The organism is uncultured Oscillibacter sp. (assembly GCF_900544955.1).
Classification (GTDB): Bacteria; Bacillota; Clostridia; order Oscillospirales; family Oscillospiraceae; genus Oscillibacter.
The window spans coordinates 47,719-63,768 of sequence record NZ_UQXD01000002.1; the positions used below are offsets into that span (position 1 = coordinate 47,719).

A 16,050-nucleotide genomic window follows, 5' to 3' on the forward strand; every position below is an offset into this window, starting at 1 on the left:
CTATGTAGGTGTTGCACCCATCATGGACGGAACGCTCCGTTTTTATTCACTTTTTCGGAAAATTTTTCAATTCTCCTCCTCGTCCAGCCGCCCCACGGGCCGGGCCAGAAAGGTCTGGGCATAGGTCCGCCGCAGCGTCTCCGCCGCCCGGGCCGCCGCCGCCTCCTCCCGGAAGAGGCCGAACACCGTGGGACCGGAGCCGCTCATAGCGGCGTTCATGGCCCCCAGCTCCCGCAGGCGGTCCTTGATGGCAAACACCGCGCCGTATTCCGCCGGCAGCACCTCCTCGAATACATTGCCCAGCCGGGCCGCTACCCCCGCCAGGTCCCCCGCCGCCAGAGCCGCCGCCATGCCGCCGGTATCCGGGCGGCGGGACAGCTCCCCGCCGTCCACCCGGGCGAACAGCTCCGGCGTGGGAATGCCGAAGTCCGGCTTGCACAGCACCAGATGGCAGGGCGGCAGCGGCGCCAGGTCCGTCAGCACCTCGCCCCTGCCCTCCGCCAGGGCGGTCCCCCCCCGGACGCAGAAGGGCATGTCGCTGCCCACCGCAAAGCCGATGCGCTCCAAATCCGCCGTGGACAGCTCCGGGCAGTAGGCCCGGCGCAGCAGGCGCAGCAGCGCCGCCACATCGGCGCTGCCGCCGCCCAGGCCCGCGTAGGCCGGGACCCGCTTTTCCAGCGTCACCGCCAGCCCCGGCATGGGCCGCCCCAAAAAGGCGTAGAAGGCCTCCGCCGCCCGCTGCTCCAGGGATTTCCGCCCCGCCGGGAGGAAGGTCCCGCCGGTGTGGAGCGCGAAGCCCGTCCCCCGCTCTTCCACCGTCACGGTGTCGCAGAGGGACACCGTCTGCATCACCATCCGCAAGTCGTGGTATCCGTCCTCCCGCCGGCCCAGGATGTCCAGCGCCAGATTCACCTTGCACGGGGCCGTTCTCGTCTGTTTCACGCCGCGCCTCCTCTCGTCTCTTCACGGACACGATTCTACCACATCCCGGACGCAAAAAAAAGCCGGGGCCGTGGAATCTCCACAGCCCCGGCGTCCGTCTCCTCAAAAGAGGCCCCGTCTCCTGCGAAACCGCCAAATGACCTCCATCACCATATACAATACGCTGATGGACAGCAGGAACAGCGCAGGCAGGAGCAGCAGAATGAGGAAGATCAGTCCCCCGCCCAGGTACAGCGCACTTTGAAACAGTCCCATCATCACTTGCTCCTTTCCCGACGTTTGGTTGATTTCACTAAACTATTTTATGCCGCCTCTCTCTTCTTAGTTCAATAGTACCACACCCGTCGAAAAAAGAAAAGCCCCCGGCTGAAAAAATTTTCAGCCGGGGCTTGGTGAAATCAACGAATTTTCCGGGCCTCCACGTAGTACCGCTTGTCCTGGGCGTGGCCCATGGAGAAGGTCTTGCGGGGCAGCACGCCGTCGGCCATGACGGTTTTGAACAGCTGCTCCTTTTCCATGGCGGGCAGCAAAAAGCCCATGCAGCCGTCCCGGGACGCCAGCTCCCGCGTCACGTCTTCGCCGTGGATGTAGTCCACCTCCGCCTCCGGGTGCTGCTGCAAGTACCCGTCAATCACGCTCTGGAGGGTGCCCACCGCCAGCTGCACCGCCGGGTTCGGCACGGTGAGATACCTGTCGTGCCCCGCCCAGACGCACTCCAGCACGTGGCCCTCTCCCTGCCCCTCGCAGGCGTCGGGATAGGCGGCGCGGAACGCCGCCAGAAACGCCTCCGGGTCCACGTGGAAGAGGACGCGGTGGATGGGCTCGAAGCGGAGAGCGTCGTCGTGGTTGTTCACCACCTCCACCAGGGCGTACCGGGCGGGCAGGTCCGCCCACTGCTCCTCCGGCGTCACCTTTTTCAAATCCTCATAGCACTGCTTGGCGGTGGCCAGGGAGTGGTTTCCATCCCCCACGGCGAACAGCAGCGGCGCCGCGCCGCCCAGGCCGTACTTCCGCTCCATCTCCGCCGGAGTGCACAGACCCGCCAGAGCCGCCGCCACGGCGTCGGTCTGCTCCGCCGTCAGCCGCCAGCCCCGGAGGTGCCCACCCCCCTGCTGGAGAGCAAAGTCGTAGAGCGGCTCCATCCCGGCGGGGTCCAGCGGCTCGATCACGGTCCTGTCCGGGTCGTCGATCAGCAACATCACATGGGGCAGCTCCAGGGGGGCGTTGCGCCGGACCCGCACCCGGGGCGGGATGCGGGAGAGCACCGTGCCCTCGGTGGCCCGGATCAGGGCGCCGCTGCCGGGGGTGAAGTCGTACTGCTCCAGGTCCACCATGCCGATGAGGCCCCGGCGCACCCTTCCGTCGGACTGGGTGCGCTGGATGTAGAGCAGGCTCTCCGGCAGCGTCCGGAACAGGTCCCGGGCCAGATAGTCCTCCATGGCGCCGTTGATGGCGGCGATGTCCCGCTCCACCTCCGGGCCGCTGAGCCCGGCCTCCGGCAGAATCAGCCGCAGGGTGGAGGGAGCGTCCCCCACCGTGTCCGCCACCGCCTGCCAGTACTCCGGCTGGGAGGTGAACTGGTCGCAGGCCACCACGGCCCACTTGGTCATGTCGGCCTCCCGGGGCAGGAGAATGTCCGCGGGATAAAAGCCCAGGGACCGGAAACACTCCTTCATACCGTATCCTCCCCCACGCTCACAGCGCCGCTCGGATGGCGCGGAGCAGCTCGTCGAAGGTCTCGTAGGCGGGCAGCTCCGGGTGGTCCGCCTTAATCTTGTCCGTGCTCTTGAAGAGGAAGCCCGCCTTGCTGGCCTGGATCATGCCCAGGTCGTTGTAGCTGTCGCCGCTGGCGATGGTCTCGTAGCCGATGGATTGCAGCGCCTTGACGGTGGTCAGCTTGGACTGGGGACAGCGCATCCGGAAGCCGGTGATCTCGCCGCTCTCCGCCACCTCCAGCGCGTTGCAGAAGATGGTGGGCCAGCCCAGCTTCTCCATCAGGGGCTTGGCAAACTCCTCAAAGGTATCGCTGAGGACGATCACCTGGGTGAGGCTGCGGAGCTCATCCAAAAAGGCCTTGGCACCCGGCAGCGGGTCGATTTTGGCGATGGTGGCCTGGATTTCCCGCAGGCCCAGGCCGTGCTCCTTCAAAATCCCCAGCCGCCACTTCATCAGCTTGTCGTAGTCCGGCTCGTCCCGGGTGGTGCGCTTGAGCTCCGGGATGCCGCTGGCCTCCGCAAAGGCGATCCAGATTTCGGGCACCAGAACGCCCTCCATATCCAGGCAAACAATATTCATGGTCTCTCCCCTTTACAATTTTCAGGATTTGACCTGATTATACAATAGCCCGCCCGCCCATTTCAATCGCATTTCCAAAATTCCCGCTCCTCCGGCGGAAAAAGGCATACTTTTCGCCGGATGGGACAAACTACCCCCAAATCCTTGATGGGAGGTTTTTGCATGATTATCGACAAGATCGCGCTGCTCTTGGCCATCATCGGCGCCCTGAACTGGGGCGGTATCGGCCTGTTCGGCTTCGATACGGTGGCCTTTCTCTGCGGCGGCCAGATGGCGGTTCTGTCCCGGGTGATCTACGCCCTGGTGGGACTGGCGGGCCTGTGGTGCATCACGCTGCTGTTCCGCTCCGGCGAAGAGGCCGGCCAGGAGCCCCACGCCGCCTGAAAAAGCGAAGAGAAGCCGCGGCGCTGTGCGCCGCGGCTTCTCTTTGTTCATTGGGCGGCGTCCTTCTTCTCCCGCAGCGCCTGATCCCGGTTCAGCAGCTCCTGGGAGACGATGTCCAGCTGATCCACCTTTTCGTAGCGGTCCGTCAGCCCGCTGGACTCCATCCGGCTCTCCGGCTGGCCGCGGAAGGCCAGCTTCAGCAAAATGGGGGTGAGGATGGTGCCTCCCACCACCGTGATGATGACGGGCGTCATGAGGCTCTGGCTCAGCACGCCCATGGCCAGCCCCCGGTTGGCCACGATCAGCGCCACCTCGCCGCGGCACACCATGCCCACGCCCACTTGGAGGCTCTCCCGCCCGCTGAACTGGCAGAGCCGGGCCCCCAGGCCGCACCCCGCCATCTTGGAGATGACGGAGACCACCAGCAGCAGCACGGAGAACAGCACCAGCCCGCCGCTCATGGCGGTGAGCTGTACATTGATGCCGATGCCGGCGAAAAACACCGGCGTCAGCAGCAGATACCCCAGGGGATTAAATTTGGACTGGATATAGGTGCCCTTGGGCGTGCAGGCCACCACCAGCCCCGCCGCATAGGCGCCGGTGATGTCCGCCACGCCGAAGAACTCCTCGGCGCAGTAGGCCATCAGCAGGCACAGCACAAAGGCCAGGACGGAGTTGCGGTGGGATGCCCAGCCGTGCTGCTTTTCCAGCATCCAGCAGAACAGCCGGTTGGCGCCCCAGCCCATCGCCAGGGCGAACAGGAAGAACAGCACGATCTTCACCAGTACCAGGGCCAGGCTCTCCTGTCCCCCGGCCACGCTGCTGACGATGGTCAGGGCGATGAGGCCCAGCACGTCGTCGATGAGGGCCGCCGCCAGGATGGTGTTGCCCACCCGGGTGTCCAGCTTCCCCATCTCCTTCAGGGTCTCCACGGTGATGGAGACGGAGGTGGCCGTCAGGACGGTGCCCACGAACACGTCCTCCAAAAAGCTACCGCTGTCGATCATGCCCAGGCGGCCCGCGCCCCAGGCCAGGGCGGTGCCCATCACCAGGGGCACCAGAACGCCCAGCAGCGCCACCAAAAACCCGGCCCGGCCGCTGCGCTTGAGCTCCTGAATATCGGTGCCCATACCGGCGGAGAACATCAGTACAATGACTCCCAGCTCACTCAGCCGGGACAAAAAGTCGGTCTCCGTCAGGATATTAAACCCCGCCGGCCCCAGAATCAGGCCCGCCAGCAGCGCACCCACCACCTGGGGCATTTGAAATCTCTGTGTGATCAGGCCCAGCAGCTTGGTGCTCAACAGGATCAGCGCCAGGTCCAGCAAATAATGATAAGACATAGGACTTCCCTTCCTCCGAAAACGTTTTACTCCAGGGAGACCTTCATTGTAGTCCTTTCCCACCGGTTTGCAATGGTGAATTTGAACAAAACGGCGTTTGGATTTTGTTAAGTATCTCCGGACGGAAAGGGGGACCACCCCCATCTTCGGAAGTGGTCCCCGTCCCGCTATTTGGATTTGACGGCCAGAAGCTTCACCGTCTCCGCCTCCGGCGTCACGTTCACGGTCCGGCAGGTGGTGTAAATCACCATGCCGGGGCGGGCGCCGGCGGGCTTTTTCACGTTTTTCACCGGCGTGTAGTCCACCGGCACGTTGCCGCTCTCCCGGGCCTGGGAGTACCAGGCCGCCAGAAGCGCCGCCTCCACCAGGTCGGCGTCCTCCGGCTCCCGGCCGCCGGTGCACAAAATCACGTGAGAGCCGTGGATTTTCTGGGTGTGGAACCACAGGTCCCGGTGGTCCGCGTCCTTCATGGTGAGCTGGTCGTTCTGGCGGTTGTTGCGGCCCACCAGCACCCGGAAGCCGCCGCTGGTGCGGAACTCCCGGGGTCCCGCCGCCCGCCGGGGAGCCTTCTTCTCCTGCCCGCGCAGGAATCCGGCGGAGCGCAGCTCGCTGCGGATGTCCAGGAAGTCCTGCTCCGTCTCCGCCTCCGCGATCTCCTCCAGCACGCTCTCCAGATACGCCTCGTCCCGCCGGGCGATCTCCATCTGCTCCCGGAGGTAGCGCTCCGCCGTCTTGGCCTTGGTGTAGCGCTTATAGTATTTGGCGGCGTTCTGCTGGGGCGTCAGCAGCGGGTCCAGGGGGATGGTGATGTCCCCGCCGCCCTCGTCGTAGAAGTTCTCACAGGTCAGAGAGGCCGCCCCCCGCTCCATCCGGTAGAGGTTGGCGGTGATGAGGTCCCCGCAGATCCGCAGATGGTCCCGATTCTGGGTCTCGGCGTAGTCCCTCTCCTGGAGGGCCAGCTTCCGCCGTAGCCGGTCCCGGGCGGTGGTGGCGGTGCGGATCAGGTCCGCCCCCCGCTGCCGGGTCCGCTCCTGGCGCTCCCTGGCCTCGTAGAAGGCGTCCAGCAGCGCGGAGAAGCTCTCCCAGGTCTCGCTCTCCACCGCCCCGCCGTACTGGCCCACGGGCAGGCAGGCAAACTCCATCATGCGGCCCTCCCGCCGCAGGCACAGCGGCGTAAAGCGGCCCTCCCGGACGGCCTCCAAAAAGCCGGAGAGCTCCCGCCAGAAGCGCTCCGTCCCCGCCGGCCCCAGCTCAAAGAGGCGTCGGTCCGTCTCCCCCGCCGTCCGGAAGGCCAGCTCCCGGGCCATCAGGGGGGAGATGCCGAAATAGGTGTCCAGCAAAAAGGCATCCAGCTGCCGCTCCTGGTTGGCGGCGGCCAGCCTCTCCCGGAAGCCCGCCTCCGTCTCCTCCGTCGCCGGCAGGCGGCCGGTGGAGGCGGGGGGCTGGTAAAACAGCCCCGGCAGCACCTGGCGGCTGGCGGACATGTCCGCGTCCACCCGGCGCAGGCAGTCCACCACCCGGCCCTCCCCGTCCAGCAGGATCAGGTTGGACCGGCGGCCCATGGCCTCCAGCACCAGCGTCCGCCGGCCGGGGCAGCCGAAGTCGTCGGTGATGTCCAGCTCCAGCCGCACCAGCCGCTCCAGGGCGGGCTGGGTGAGATCCGCCACCCGGGCGCCCACCAGGTGCTTGCGCAGCAGCATGCAGAACATGGGCGGCTCCGCCGGGTTGTCCCGGGGGAGGGCCGTGAGCTGGATGCGGGGGGCGTTGGCCCCGGCGTTCAGCAGCAGCCGCCGGTTTCCCCGCAGCAGCAAAATCACCTGCTCCCGGGAGGGCTGCTGCACCTTGTCAATCCGCAGCCCCAGCAGCTGGGGCCGCAGCTCCGCGACGATTGCCTGTAAACAGATTGCGTCCAGGGGCATGGGTCATTCCTCCATCATTGCGCAGAACAATTCGTTGATCCGCTCTCTCCGGCCCTTCAGGTACAGCCAGCCCAGCAGCGCCTCCAGGGCGGTGGCCTCGGCGTACTGGGCCCGGCTGGCGTGGCTGGGGACGGAGCGGACCTGGGCGTTGCGGCCCCGGCGGAGCACCGCCGCCTCCTCCTCCGTCAGCAGCGGCAGGATGCGCCGGGCCCGCTGGGCCTGGCTCTCGGCGCACACCAGGCGGATGGTGGCCTGGTGCAGTCCCTTGCCGGTGGCCTTTCCGTGGGCGCACAGCCAGGTCCGCACCAGAATTTCAAACACCGCGTCCCCCATGTGGGCAAGCCCGATGGAGCTGATGGCACGCAGCTGATCGTCCGTCAGCTCGGTCTGCAAATAGTTTTCCATGGTTTTCTCCGTCTTTGCACCGTTTTCCGGAAAAACGGCTTTTTCAGGGCGGACAACCTTGGATTCGCCGCCCCGTACCCGGGCATTATACCACGCCCGGGCCCGTTTGTCATCCCCCCTCCCCCGCCGGAGCACGGCAAGGCGCCCCGGGTCCTTTCGGACCCGGGGCGCCGGTATCTCGGGAGGGGAATCAGCAGCAGGGAGCGGGATTGCAACCGCAGTTGTTGCCGCAGCCGCAGTTGTTGCCGCAGCCGCAGCTGTTGCCGCAGCCACCCCAGCCGCCATTTCCGCAGCAGCACCAAACGATGATCAGCAGGATGATGATCCAGCAGCAGTTGCCGCCACCAAAGCCATTATTGCACATATCGGGACCTCCTATGAAATGTAGACCGACCGGAGCGGTCTCAATCCATAGTATGCGGTCCTGTGCCGGGTGTGCGGGCGGATTTCACAAACGCCAGCCGGGGACCTGTCCCCGGGCCGCGTCCCACTCCGCCCGGGTGAAGACGCCCTTCTCCTCCAGGCGCTCCCCCAGGGTCCCGCCGTCGGGCAGGACGGCCTCCAGGGCGTAGTAGGAGAGATAGGCCAGCTCCGCCCGCAGGAAGGGGTCCCGCTGGAGCATGGCCACCTCCCCCTCCGTCAGCACGCCGCAGTCCCGGGCCCGGGTCAGAGTGTCCGCCAGGTTCGTATTGGCGGCGGAGCTGTACCCCATGGCCCGGAGGACGAACTCCGTGTACTGATAGGCATTCACCGCCCCGGCGGGGCGGAAGCTGGTGGCGCTGTACCCGTTGGTATAGCCCATGGCATAGGCGTAGCCCACGTACTTCTCCGCCTGGCTGCCCCGCTGGATGTCGGTGAAGGGGGTGGTCCCGGTCCAGGCCAGGGCCTGCTGTTCCTCCCCCAGCACCCGGATGAACATGATGAGGGCCTGGAGCCGGGTGGGCGCCGCCTCCAGGTCGAAGCCCTGGCCGTATCCAGTGAAGCTGCCCTGGAACAGGTGCAGTGTCTTCAGCGCGGCGGCGGCGGCGTTATAGTCCACCTCCCCGGAGTAGGTGAAGGCGTAGGGGCCCTGGTAGTCCACCACGGCGGTCTTGCTGGTGACGGTGAACACGGCGCTGGTGTCCTCCGCCGCCAGATAGCGGTGCCCGGTGGAGAGGGTGGCGCCGCTGGGCACCGTGGTCCCGGCGGAGACGTCCACCACCGTGCCCGTGGTGCAGTGGACCTGCACGCTGCCCGCCAGCACCAGCACCCCGGTGCCGGTGCTGCCCAGCAGGGCGTCTCCCGCCTTCAGGCGGGTCTCCGCCCAGACGGCGGCCGTCTCCCCGGCGCCGCCGCCGTCCGCCGCCCCCTCCAGCAGCGCCTGGTCGGACGCGTCCAGCCGCCGGTCGATCTGGCGGTCCAAGGTGTCCGAAAAGGTGCCCGCCAGGTAGGACAGGGAGGCCAGGGGGTCGCCGCTGCCGCCGGCGGCCAGGGCCGCCGCCCCAAGCACCAAGCACGCCAGCAGCAAAAGTGCGGTCTTTTTGATCATATGTATCCCAAATCCTTTCGTCAGCCCGGCGCCGCAGCGGCGGCGTCAGCGGTTGGCAATGCGGTAGCTGAGGGTGAGGAGGCTGTCCGCAAAGTGGATGTTCTCAAACTTCACGTCCGGCTCGCTGCTGGACAGCTCCACGTTCGTGAAGTTCCAGAACCCCCGGACCCCCAGGCTGATGAGGCGGTTGGCCGTCTCCTGGGCCACGGACTGGGGGATGGTCAGCACCACCACGTCCACGGGGTGCTCCCGGATGTAGCTCTCCAGATCCCGCATGGCGTAAATCGGCACGCCGTTCACCGTGGTCCCCGCCACCGTGGGGGCCACGTCGAAGGCGGCGTCCACGGTAAAGCCGCTCTGGGAAAACCGGAAGTTCTGCAACAGCGCGTGGCCCAGGTTGCCCACGCCGATCATGATGAGGTGGTGGTTGTTGTCCACGCCCAGAATGTGGCCGATCTCGGAGCGCAGCTCCTCCACATTATAGCCGTAGCCCTGCTGGCCAAACTCGCCGAAGCAGCTGAAATCCTGGCGAATCTGGGAGGCGGTGATGTTCATCTCCTGCCCCAGGGAATGGGAGGAAATGCGCACAACACCGCGGGCGCACAATTCCGTCAGCTGGCGGTAATAGCGGGGCAGGCGCCGAACCACAGCGTCGGAAATATTCTCTTTTTTCAAGTGACTCACTCCCGTTCAAAGGTTTCCCTCGGTTTTCCCCTAGTTTAGACCAAAAGTTTCGACTTGTCAAATTTTTTAACAATCTTCCGGGAGAAAATTTTTTGCAGCCCCTTCCACGGGAAAAAAGGACCGCCTACGGCGGTCCTTTTCGGGGCTTCGGTTCAGTTTTTCAGGCTGTGGAGCGGCGCGGGGATGCGGCCGCCCCGGGCGATGAAGGCGGCGCTGGACTCCCGGTGGACCGGCATCACCGGGGCACTGCCCAGCAGCCCGCCCATCTCGATGGTGTCCCCCACGGTCTTGCCGGGGGTGGGCAGCAGGCGCACGGCGGTGGTCTTGCAGTTCACCATGCCGATGGCCGCCTCGTCGGCGATGATGGCGGAGAGGGTCTCGGCCGGGGTGTCGCCGGGGACGGCGATCATGTCCAGCCCCACGGAGCACACGCAGGTCATGGCCTCCAGCTTGTCCAGGCACAGCGTCCCCGCCTTGGCGGCGGCGATCATGCCCTCGTCCTCGCTGACGGGGATGAAGGCGCCGGAGAGGCCGCCCACGCTGGACGACGCCATGACGCCCCCCTTCTTCACCGCATCGTTCAGCAGCGCCAGGGCCGCCGTGGTGCCGTGGGTGCCGCAGGTCTCCAGGCCCATCTCCTCCAGGATGCGGGCCACGCTGTCCCCGACGGCGGGGGTGGGGGCCAGGCTCAAATCCACGATGCCGAAGGGGGTGTCCAGCCGGCGGCTGGCCTCCTGGGCCACCAGCTGGCCCATGCGGGTGATCCGGAAGGCGGTCTTTTTCACCGTCTCCGCCACCACGTCGAAGGGCTGGCCCTTCACCGCCTGGAGGGCGTGGTACACCACGCCGGGGCCGGAGACCCCCACGTTGATGACCTTCTCCGCCTCGCCCACGCCGTGGAAGGCGCCGGCCATGAAGGGGTTGTCCTCCACGGCGTTGCAGAACACCACCAGCTTGGCGCAGCCCAGGCCGTCCCGGGACGCAGTGGCCCGGGCGGTCTCCTTGATGATCCGGCCCATGAGGGCCACGGCGTCCATGTTGATGCCCGCCTTGGTGGAGCCCACGTTGACAGAGGCGCACACCAGCTCCGTCCGGGCCATGGCCTCGGGAATGGAGCGGATCAGCCGCTCGTCCGCCGCCGTCAGCCCCTTCTGCACCAGGGCGGAGTAGCCGCCGATGAAGTTGACGCCGCAGGTCTTGGCCGCCCGGTCCAGGGCCTCGGCGAAGGGCACGTAGTCCTCCGTGTCGCTGGCCCCGGCCACCAGGGCCATGGGGGTGACGGAGATGCGCTTGTTGACGATGGGGATGCCGAACTCCTGCTCGATGTCCTCGCCGGTGCGCACCAGCTTTTCGGCATACCGGGTGATCTTCTCGTAAATCTTCTCACAGGCCCGCCGGGGGTTCGGGTCGCAGCAGCTGAGCAGGGAGATGCCCATGGTGATGGTGCGGATGTCCAGGTGCTGCTGGTCGATCATCTCAATGGTGGAGAGGATGTCCTTCTGACTGAGCATATCCACTCCTCCTCAAATGGCGTGCATGGCGTTGAAAATCTCCTCCCGCTGGATGCGGATGGAGAGCCCCATCTCCCCGCCCAGCTCCGCCAGGGCGGCGCTGAGGTCCCCGAAGGGGGCGCTGGCGGCGCTGAGGTCCACGGCCATGACCATGGTGAAGGAGCCTTGCAGGATGGTCTGGGAGATGTCCAGGATGTTGACGTTGAAGCCGGCCAGCCGGTTGCAGATGGCGGCGATGATGCCCACCCGGTCCTGGCCCACGACGGTAACGATGGCGTTCATAATGTTCCTCCTTAAAAAACGGGACGGAATGGCTGATGGTGTCACAATGCCCCCCGGGGGCGGGGGAAACGGCGCGCCTCCCCCGGGGAAGGGCCCGCCGGGCCGCGGAAATGCGCCCCCGGCGGGCCGCAGGGCGTCCGGGGGGCTTTGCCCCCCGGACGGTCTCATGCCTCGTCGAAGAACTTGGCGTGGATGGCCTTCACCGCCCGGTTCACGTCCTCCTCGTCCAGCAGGACGGAGACCCGGATTTCGGAGGTGTTGATCATCTGGATGTTGATGCCCGCCTCATAGAGGGCCTCGAACATCCGGGCGGCCACGCCGCAGTTGCTCATCAGCCCGGCGCCCACGATGGACACCTTGCCGATGCTGTCGTCGGATTCAATGTGGTCGAAGCGCAGAGCCTCCCGGTGCTCGTTGAGGATATCCTCCGTCTCCGCCAGGTCCTTTTTGTGGACGGTGAAGGTGATGTCCTTGGTCTCCTGACGGCCGATGGACTGCAAAATCACGTCCACATTGATGTTGTGCTTGCTCAAAAGATCGAACACCTGGAAGGCGACGCCGGGGTTGTGCTGCAGGCCGATCAGGGCGACCCGGGCAATGCTGGTATCCTTCGCCACACCGGCGATGTTGGTTTTCTCCACTTTGGTGACCTCCTTAACTTTCGTTCCAGGCTTCCGTTCCAGGCTGGAAACAACTTCCAAATTCACTCTGAACTTCTTGGCCAGCTCCACGCTGCGGTTGTGGAGCACCTGGGCGCCCTGGGACGCCAGCTCCAGCATCTCGTCGTAGGTGATCTCGTCCAGCTTGCGGGCGTTGGGCACGATGCGGGGATCGGTGGTGTACACGCCGTCCACGTCGGTGTAAATCTGGCACAGGTCCGCCCGGAAGGCGGCGGCCAGGGCCACGGCGCTGGTGTCGGACCCGCCCCGGCCCAGGGTGGTGACGTCGCCCTGCCGGTCCACGCCCTGGAAGCCGGTGACGATGACGATGCGGTGCTGATCCAGCTCCGCCTGGACCCGCTCGGAGTCGATTTTCCGGATGCGGGCGTCGGAGTGGATGTTGGTGGACTGAATGCCCACCTGCCAGGCCGCCAAAGATACGCAGGGCAGCCCCATGGCCTCCAGCGCCATGGCGCACAGGGATACGGAGATCTGCTCGCCGGTGGAGAGCAGCATATCCATCTCCCGCTTGGAGGCGTGGGGATTGATCTCCTCCGCCTTGGCGATGAGCTCGTCGGTGGTGTCGCCCTGGGCGGACAGCACCACGATCACATCGTTGCCCTCTAAGTAGGTCTCCGCAATGATACCGGCCACATTCCGGATGCGCTTGGCGTCTTTCACGGAGCTGCCGCCGAATTTTTGTACGATCAGACTCATAGTGTTTCCTTCTTTGCTTCAGATTGAGTACCCCTCCGCCCCATCATACGCGGGCCCGGAGCATTTGGGAATCAGGCCAGCACCCGCATACAGGCCAGCACGTTCAAAAAGCGGGACTGCTGCCGGGCCTCCAGGCCGCTGATGCGGTCCGTCAGGAAGGCGGTCTCGCCGTCCTCACTGAGGACCTCCACCTGGCCGAAGGCCATGGCGGCGTCGGTGAGGCTGCCCTCGATGCGGAAATAGTACCGGGTGTGGAGCTCCTGGGGACTCTGGAAGCCCTCGCCGTCCGCCGACCAGCCGATCTCCTCCCGCCGGGGGCTGGACTGAAGGCACTCCATCACGTCCGCCACGCAGGCGGAGGCGGTGGGCAGCTCCCCGGCGCCCTTGCCGTAAAACATCACGTCGCCGGTGGCGTTGCCCCGGACCATGACGGCGTTGAACACGTCCTCCACGCTGGCCAGCGGGTTGTCCTCGGGGATGAGGTGGGGCGCCACGTAGGCCGTCCGGCCCCCGCCGGGCAGCCGCACCGCCCGGCCCAGCAGCTTGATGCGGTATCCGGCCCGCTGGGCCACCTTCACGTCCCGGAGGGACAGCTTGGTGATGCCCTCCATGGGCACGGCGGCGGGGTCCACCTGGTGGCCGAAGGCCAGGTCCGCCAGGATGCAGATCTTCCGCCCGGCGTCGATGCCCTCCACGTCGGCGGTGGGGTCCGCCTCGGCGTAGCCCTTGGCCTGGGCCTCCCGCAGGGCGTCGGAGAAAAAGGCGCCGCTGCGGACCATACGGGTGAGGATATAGTTGGTGGTACCGTTCAAAATGCCGTACACCTCGTCGATGCGGTTGGCGGCCATGCACTGGGTCAGGGGGTGGAGGATGGGGATGCCGCCGCCCACGCTGGCCTCAAAGAGGTAGCTGACGCCCTTCTTCCTGGCCAGCTCCAACAGCTCGCAGCCCCGCTCCGCCACCAATTGCTTGTTGGCGGTGACCACGTGCTTGCCCGCCAGCAGCGCCCGCCTGGTGTACTCGTAGGCGGCGCCCACGCCGCCGATGGTCTCCACCACCACCCGGATGGCGTCGTCCTCCTCCACCTTCGTGAAGTCGTCTGTCATCAATTGGCGGTAGGGGCCGTCCTTGAAATGCCGCACCAGGACGGTCTTCACCTGGAGGGGCTCCCCCAGCTTCCGCTCAATCTGCTTGGCGTTTTCCGCCACCACCTTGGCAACCCCCGTTCCCACGGTGCCAAGGCCCAGGATCGCAATCTGTATCATCGCTCGTTTCCTCTTTCTCTCAGCCTGCCAGAATCTCGAATTTCACCACGCCGTCCAGTCCCCCCACGTCGGCCAGGAGCTGTTCCAGGGACTCCGCCATGTCGCTGGTCTCGGCGGAGATGGTCACCGCCGCGCAGCCGTTGGTGGGGATGCTCTGGTTGATGGTGAGGATGTTTGCCCCGGAGGTGGCGAACACCGACAGCACCCGGCTCAGCACGCCGGAGGTGTCCTTCAGCATGGCATAGAAGGTGATGATATGCTCCGACTTCATGTCGTTGAAGGGCTGCACGGCGTCCTTGTACTTGTAGAACGCGCTGCGGCTGATGCCCGCCAACCGGGTGGCCGCGCCCACGGTCTCCACCTCGCCGGTCTGCATCATCCGCTTGGCCTCCGCCACCTTGATGAAAATCTCCGGCAGCGCCTCCGCCGCCACAATGTAATACTTGATCGCCTTGCCCATTTCGTCCGCCTCCTACGGTCATTTGTCTTTACATGTTGCTCATAATACCATACTTTTCTCCCCGGCACAACCGAAGGCGCGCATTTTCTTTTGGAGAAAACGGGGAATCTGGCGGCGGAATGTCCGCCCCAGGTGGGCAAATTGACAGTCCGGGGGCCCGCGCCCCCTGCCGGGGACGAAGAGGACCGTCCCCGGGGCAAAATGAGAGGCCGCCCTCCGGCGGCCTCCCCCACGCTTATTGTTCCGCCCGGTAGACGGCCTTCATGCCCAGATACGTCTCGTAGCAGTCCAGCTTCGCCACCGTCTCAAAGGGCGCGTGCATGCTGAGCACCGGCACCCCGGCGTCCAGGGTGGTGATGTTCCGGTTGGCCATATACATGGCCACGGTCCCGCCGCCGCCGGCGTCCACCTTCCCCAGCTCCGCGATCTGCCAGAGGACGCCCGCCTCGTCAAACAGCCGCCGCACGTAGGCCACGGTCTCCGCGTCGGCGTCGGAGGCGCCGGACTTGCCCCGGGCGCCGGTGTACTTGCAAAGGCCGATGCCGTAGTTGAGATAGGCGGCGTTCCGCTTCTCGTACACCTCCCCGAAGTCCGGGTCGTAGGCCGCCGTCACGTCGGCGCTGAGGCAGAAGGACTGCTCAAAGCACACCCGCACCGGCACGTCCTGGGCGGCACACAGGTCCTCCATGAAGGTGTCGAAGGCGGCGGACTGCATTCCCGTCACGCCGTCGGAGCCGATCTCCTCCTTGTCCGCCAGGATGCACACGGCGGTCTTGGCGGGGGTCTCCTCCAGGTCCAGCAGGGCTTTCAGCGCGGCGTAGGCGCACACCCGGTCGTCGTGGCCGTAGGCGCCCAGCATGCTGCGGTCCAGGCCGATGTCGCAGGCCTTCACCGCGGGCACCGCCTCCAGCTCGGCGGAGGCGAAGTCGTCCTCCGTGATGCTGTACTTCTCGTGGAGCAGCTGCATCACCGCCAGCTTCACCCGGCCGGTGTCCTCCTCGTCCCCGATGGGGCGGCTGCCCAGCAGCAGGTTCAGCGTCTCGCCGGGGATGGCCTCTCCCAGGGGCTTCTTGTTCTGCTCCATCCCCAGGTGGGGCAGCAAATCCGTGATGACCAGCCGGGGGTCCCCCGGGTCGGCGCCGATGTTCACCTGCACGCTGCCGCCGTTTTTCAGCGCCACCACGCCGTGGAGCTCCAGGGGGATGGTGACCCACTGGTACTTGCGGATCCCGCCGTAGTAATGGGTTTTGAAATAGGCCAGCTCCCCCTCCTCATAGAGAGGGGTGGGCTTCAGGTCCAGCCGGGGGGAGTCGATGTGGGCGGCGGCGATCTGGGCGCCCTCCGCCAGGCTCTTGCGGCCGATATGGGCCAGCATCACCGCCTTGCCCCGGTTCAGGACATACAGCTTATCGCCGCTTTGGACCGCCATGCCCCGGACATAGGGCCGGTAGCCCGCCGCCTCCGCCAGACGGACGGTCTCAGCGGCGCACAGCCGCTCCGTCTTTCCGGCGTCCAGGAAGGCCGCGTAGCCGGCGCAGTAGGCCGCCGCGGCGTCCTGATCCTGCCGGCTCACCCGGTCATAGCCGTTTTTCCGGCTGGTGAGCAGCCGCTTTTTCAGTTCCTTGATCTCCTCAGACATTCCGTCGTTCCTCCTAT

The 16,050-nt window shown here is 66.0% G+C and carries 17 protein-coding genes; 1 reads left to right on the plus strand and 16 read right to left on the minus strand.

Annotated elements, in window-relative coordinates:
* Positions 1-66: 66 nt before the first annotated feature.
* The 4 genes from ispE to thrH form a co-directional block, all read right to left on the minus strand.
* Positions 67-942: a 4-(cytidine 5'-diphospho)-2-C-methyl-D-erythritol kinase gene (gene ispE / locus QZS21_RS01025; protein ID WP_295579161.1), complete on the minus strand. Its 876-nt coding sequence runs from the start codon at positions 940-942 to the stop codon at positions 67-69.
* Between the two features lie 102 nt (positions 943-1,044).
* On the minus strand, positions 1,045-1,200 hold the full coding sequence (locus tag QZS21_RS01030; RefSeq protein WP_295579163.1) for a hypothetical protein: 156 nt from the start codon (positions 1,198-1,200) through the stop codon (positions 1,045-1,047).
* A gap of 140 nt (positions 1,201-1,340) precedes the next feature.
* On the minus strand, positions 1,341-2,618 hold the full coding sequence (locus tag QZS21_RS01035; protein WP_295579166.1) for a DUF1015 domain-containing protein: 1,278 nt from the start codon (positions 2,616-2,618) through the stop codon (positions 1,341-1,343).
* Positions 2,619-2,637: 19 nt separating this feature from the next.
* Positions 2,638-3,237: a bifunctional phosphoserine phosphatase/homoserine phosphotransferase ThrH gene (thrH, locus tag QZS21_RS01040; RefSeq protein ID WP_295579169.1), complete on the minus strand. Its 600-nt coding sequence runs from the start codon at positions 3,235-3,237 to the stop codon at positions 2,638-2,640.
* A 162-nt stretch (positions 3,238-3,399) separates the two neighbouring features.
* On the opposite strand from thrH, the gene QZS21_RS01045 reads away from it, so the two are divergent.
* Entirely contained in the window at positions 3,400-3,621 is a 222-nt protein-coding gene (locus tag QZS21_RS01045; protein WP_295579171.1) for a DUF378 domain-containing protein, read from the plus strand.
* A gap of 47 nt (positions 3,622-3,668) precedes the next feature.
* On the opposite strand, the gene QZS21_RS01050 is transcribed toward QZS21_RS01045, so the two are convergent.
* The 12 genes from QZS21_RS01050 to QZS21_RS01105 all read right to left on the minus strand — a co-directional run bounded on the left by QZS21_RS01050 (position 3,669) and on the right by QZS21_RS01105 (position 16,033).
* Positions 3,669-4,964: a cation:proton antiporter gene (locus tag QZS21_RS01050; RefSeq protein ID WP_295579174.1), complete on the minus strand. Its 1,296-nt coding sequence runs from the start codon at positions 4,962-4,964 to the stop codon at positions 3,669-3,671.
* A 167-nt stretch (positions 4,965-5,131) separates the two neighbouring features.
* On the minus strand, positions 5,132-6,883 hold the full coding sequence (locus QZS21_RS01055; protein WP_295579177.1) for an NFACT family protein: 1,752 nt from the start codon (positions 6,881-6,883) through the stop codon (positions 5,132-5,134).
* Positions 6,884-6,886: 3 nt separating this feature from the next.
* Entirely contained in the window at positions 6,887-7,288 is a 402-nt protein-coding gene (locus tag QZS21_RS01060; RefSeq protein ID WP_295579179.1) for a Mini-ribonuclease 3, read from the minus strand.
* A gap of 190 nt (positions 7,289-7,478) precedes the next feature.
* Positions 7,479-7,652 (minus strand): hypothetical protein, encoded by a 174-nt coding sequence (locus QZS21_RS01065; protein ID WP_295579182.1) that lies wholly within the window; start codon positions 7,650-7,652, stop codon positions 7,479-7,481.
* An 84-nt stretch (positions 7,653-7,736) separates the two neighbouring features.
* Positions 7,737-8,816, minus strand: a complete 1,080-nt coding sequence (locus tag QZS21_RS01070; RefSeq protein WP_295579185.1) for an S-layer homology domain-containing protein — start codon at positions 8,814-8,816, stop codon at positions 7,737-7,739.
* Positions 8,817-8,861: 45 nt separating this feature from the next.
* Positions 8,862-9,500: a redox-sensing transcriptional repressor Rex gene (locus tag QZS21_RS01075; RefSeq protein WP_366557565.1), complete on the minus strand. Its 639-nt coding sequence runs from the start codon at positions 9,498-9,500 to the stop codon at positions 8,862-8,864.
* Between the two features lie 152 nt (positions 9,501-9,652).
* A complete protein-coding gene (locus tag QZS21_RS01080; protein ID WP_295579192.1) occupies positions 9,653-11,011 on the minus strand; it encodes a PFL family protein in 1,359 nt (452 codons plus the stop codon).
* A 12-nt stretch (positions 11,012-11,023) separates the two neighbouring features.
* On the minus strand, positions 11,024-11,293 hold the full coding sequence (locus QZS21_RS01085) for an ACT domain-containing protein (protein ID WP_295579195.1): 270 nt from the start codon (positions 11,291-11,293) through the stop codon (positions 11,024-11,026).
* A 164-nt stretch (positions 11,294-11,457) separates the two neighbouring features.
* A complete protein-coding gene (locus QZS21_RS01090; RefSeq protein ID WP_295579198.1) occupies positions 11,458-12,669 on the minus strand; it encodes an aspartate kinase in 1,212 nt (403 codons plus the stop codon).
* A gap of 71 nt (positions 12,670-12,740) precedes the next feature.
* Complete coding sequence (locus QZS21_RS01095; protein WP_295579200.1) at positions 12,741-13,934, minus strand: homoserine dehydrogenase; 1,194 nt, start codon at positions 13,932-13,934, stop codon at positions 12,741-12,743.
* Positions 13,935-13,953: 19 nt separating this feature from the next.
* The gene (locus tag QZS21_RS01100; RefSeq protein WP_295579203.1) at positions 13,954-14,394 is read right to left on the minus strand and encodes an ACT domain-containing protein; all 441 of its coding nucleotides are present in this window, start codon (positions 14,392-14,394) and stop codon (positions 13,954-13,956) included.
* A gap of 235 nt (positions 14,395-14,629) precedes the next feature.
* A complete protein-coding gene (locus tag QZS21_RS01105) occupies positions 14,630-16,033 on the minus strand; it encodes an aminopeptidase (protein ID WP_295579205.1) in 1,404 nt (467 codons plus the stop codon).
* Positions 16,034-16,050: the final 17 nt, after the last annotated feature.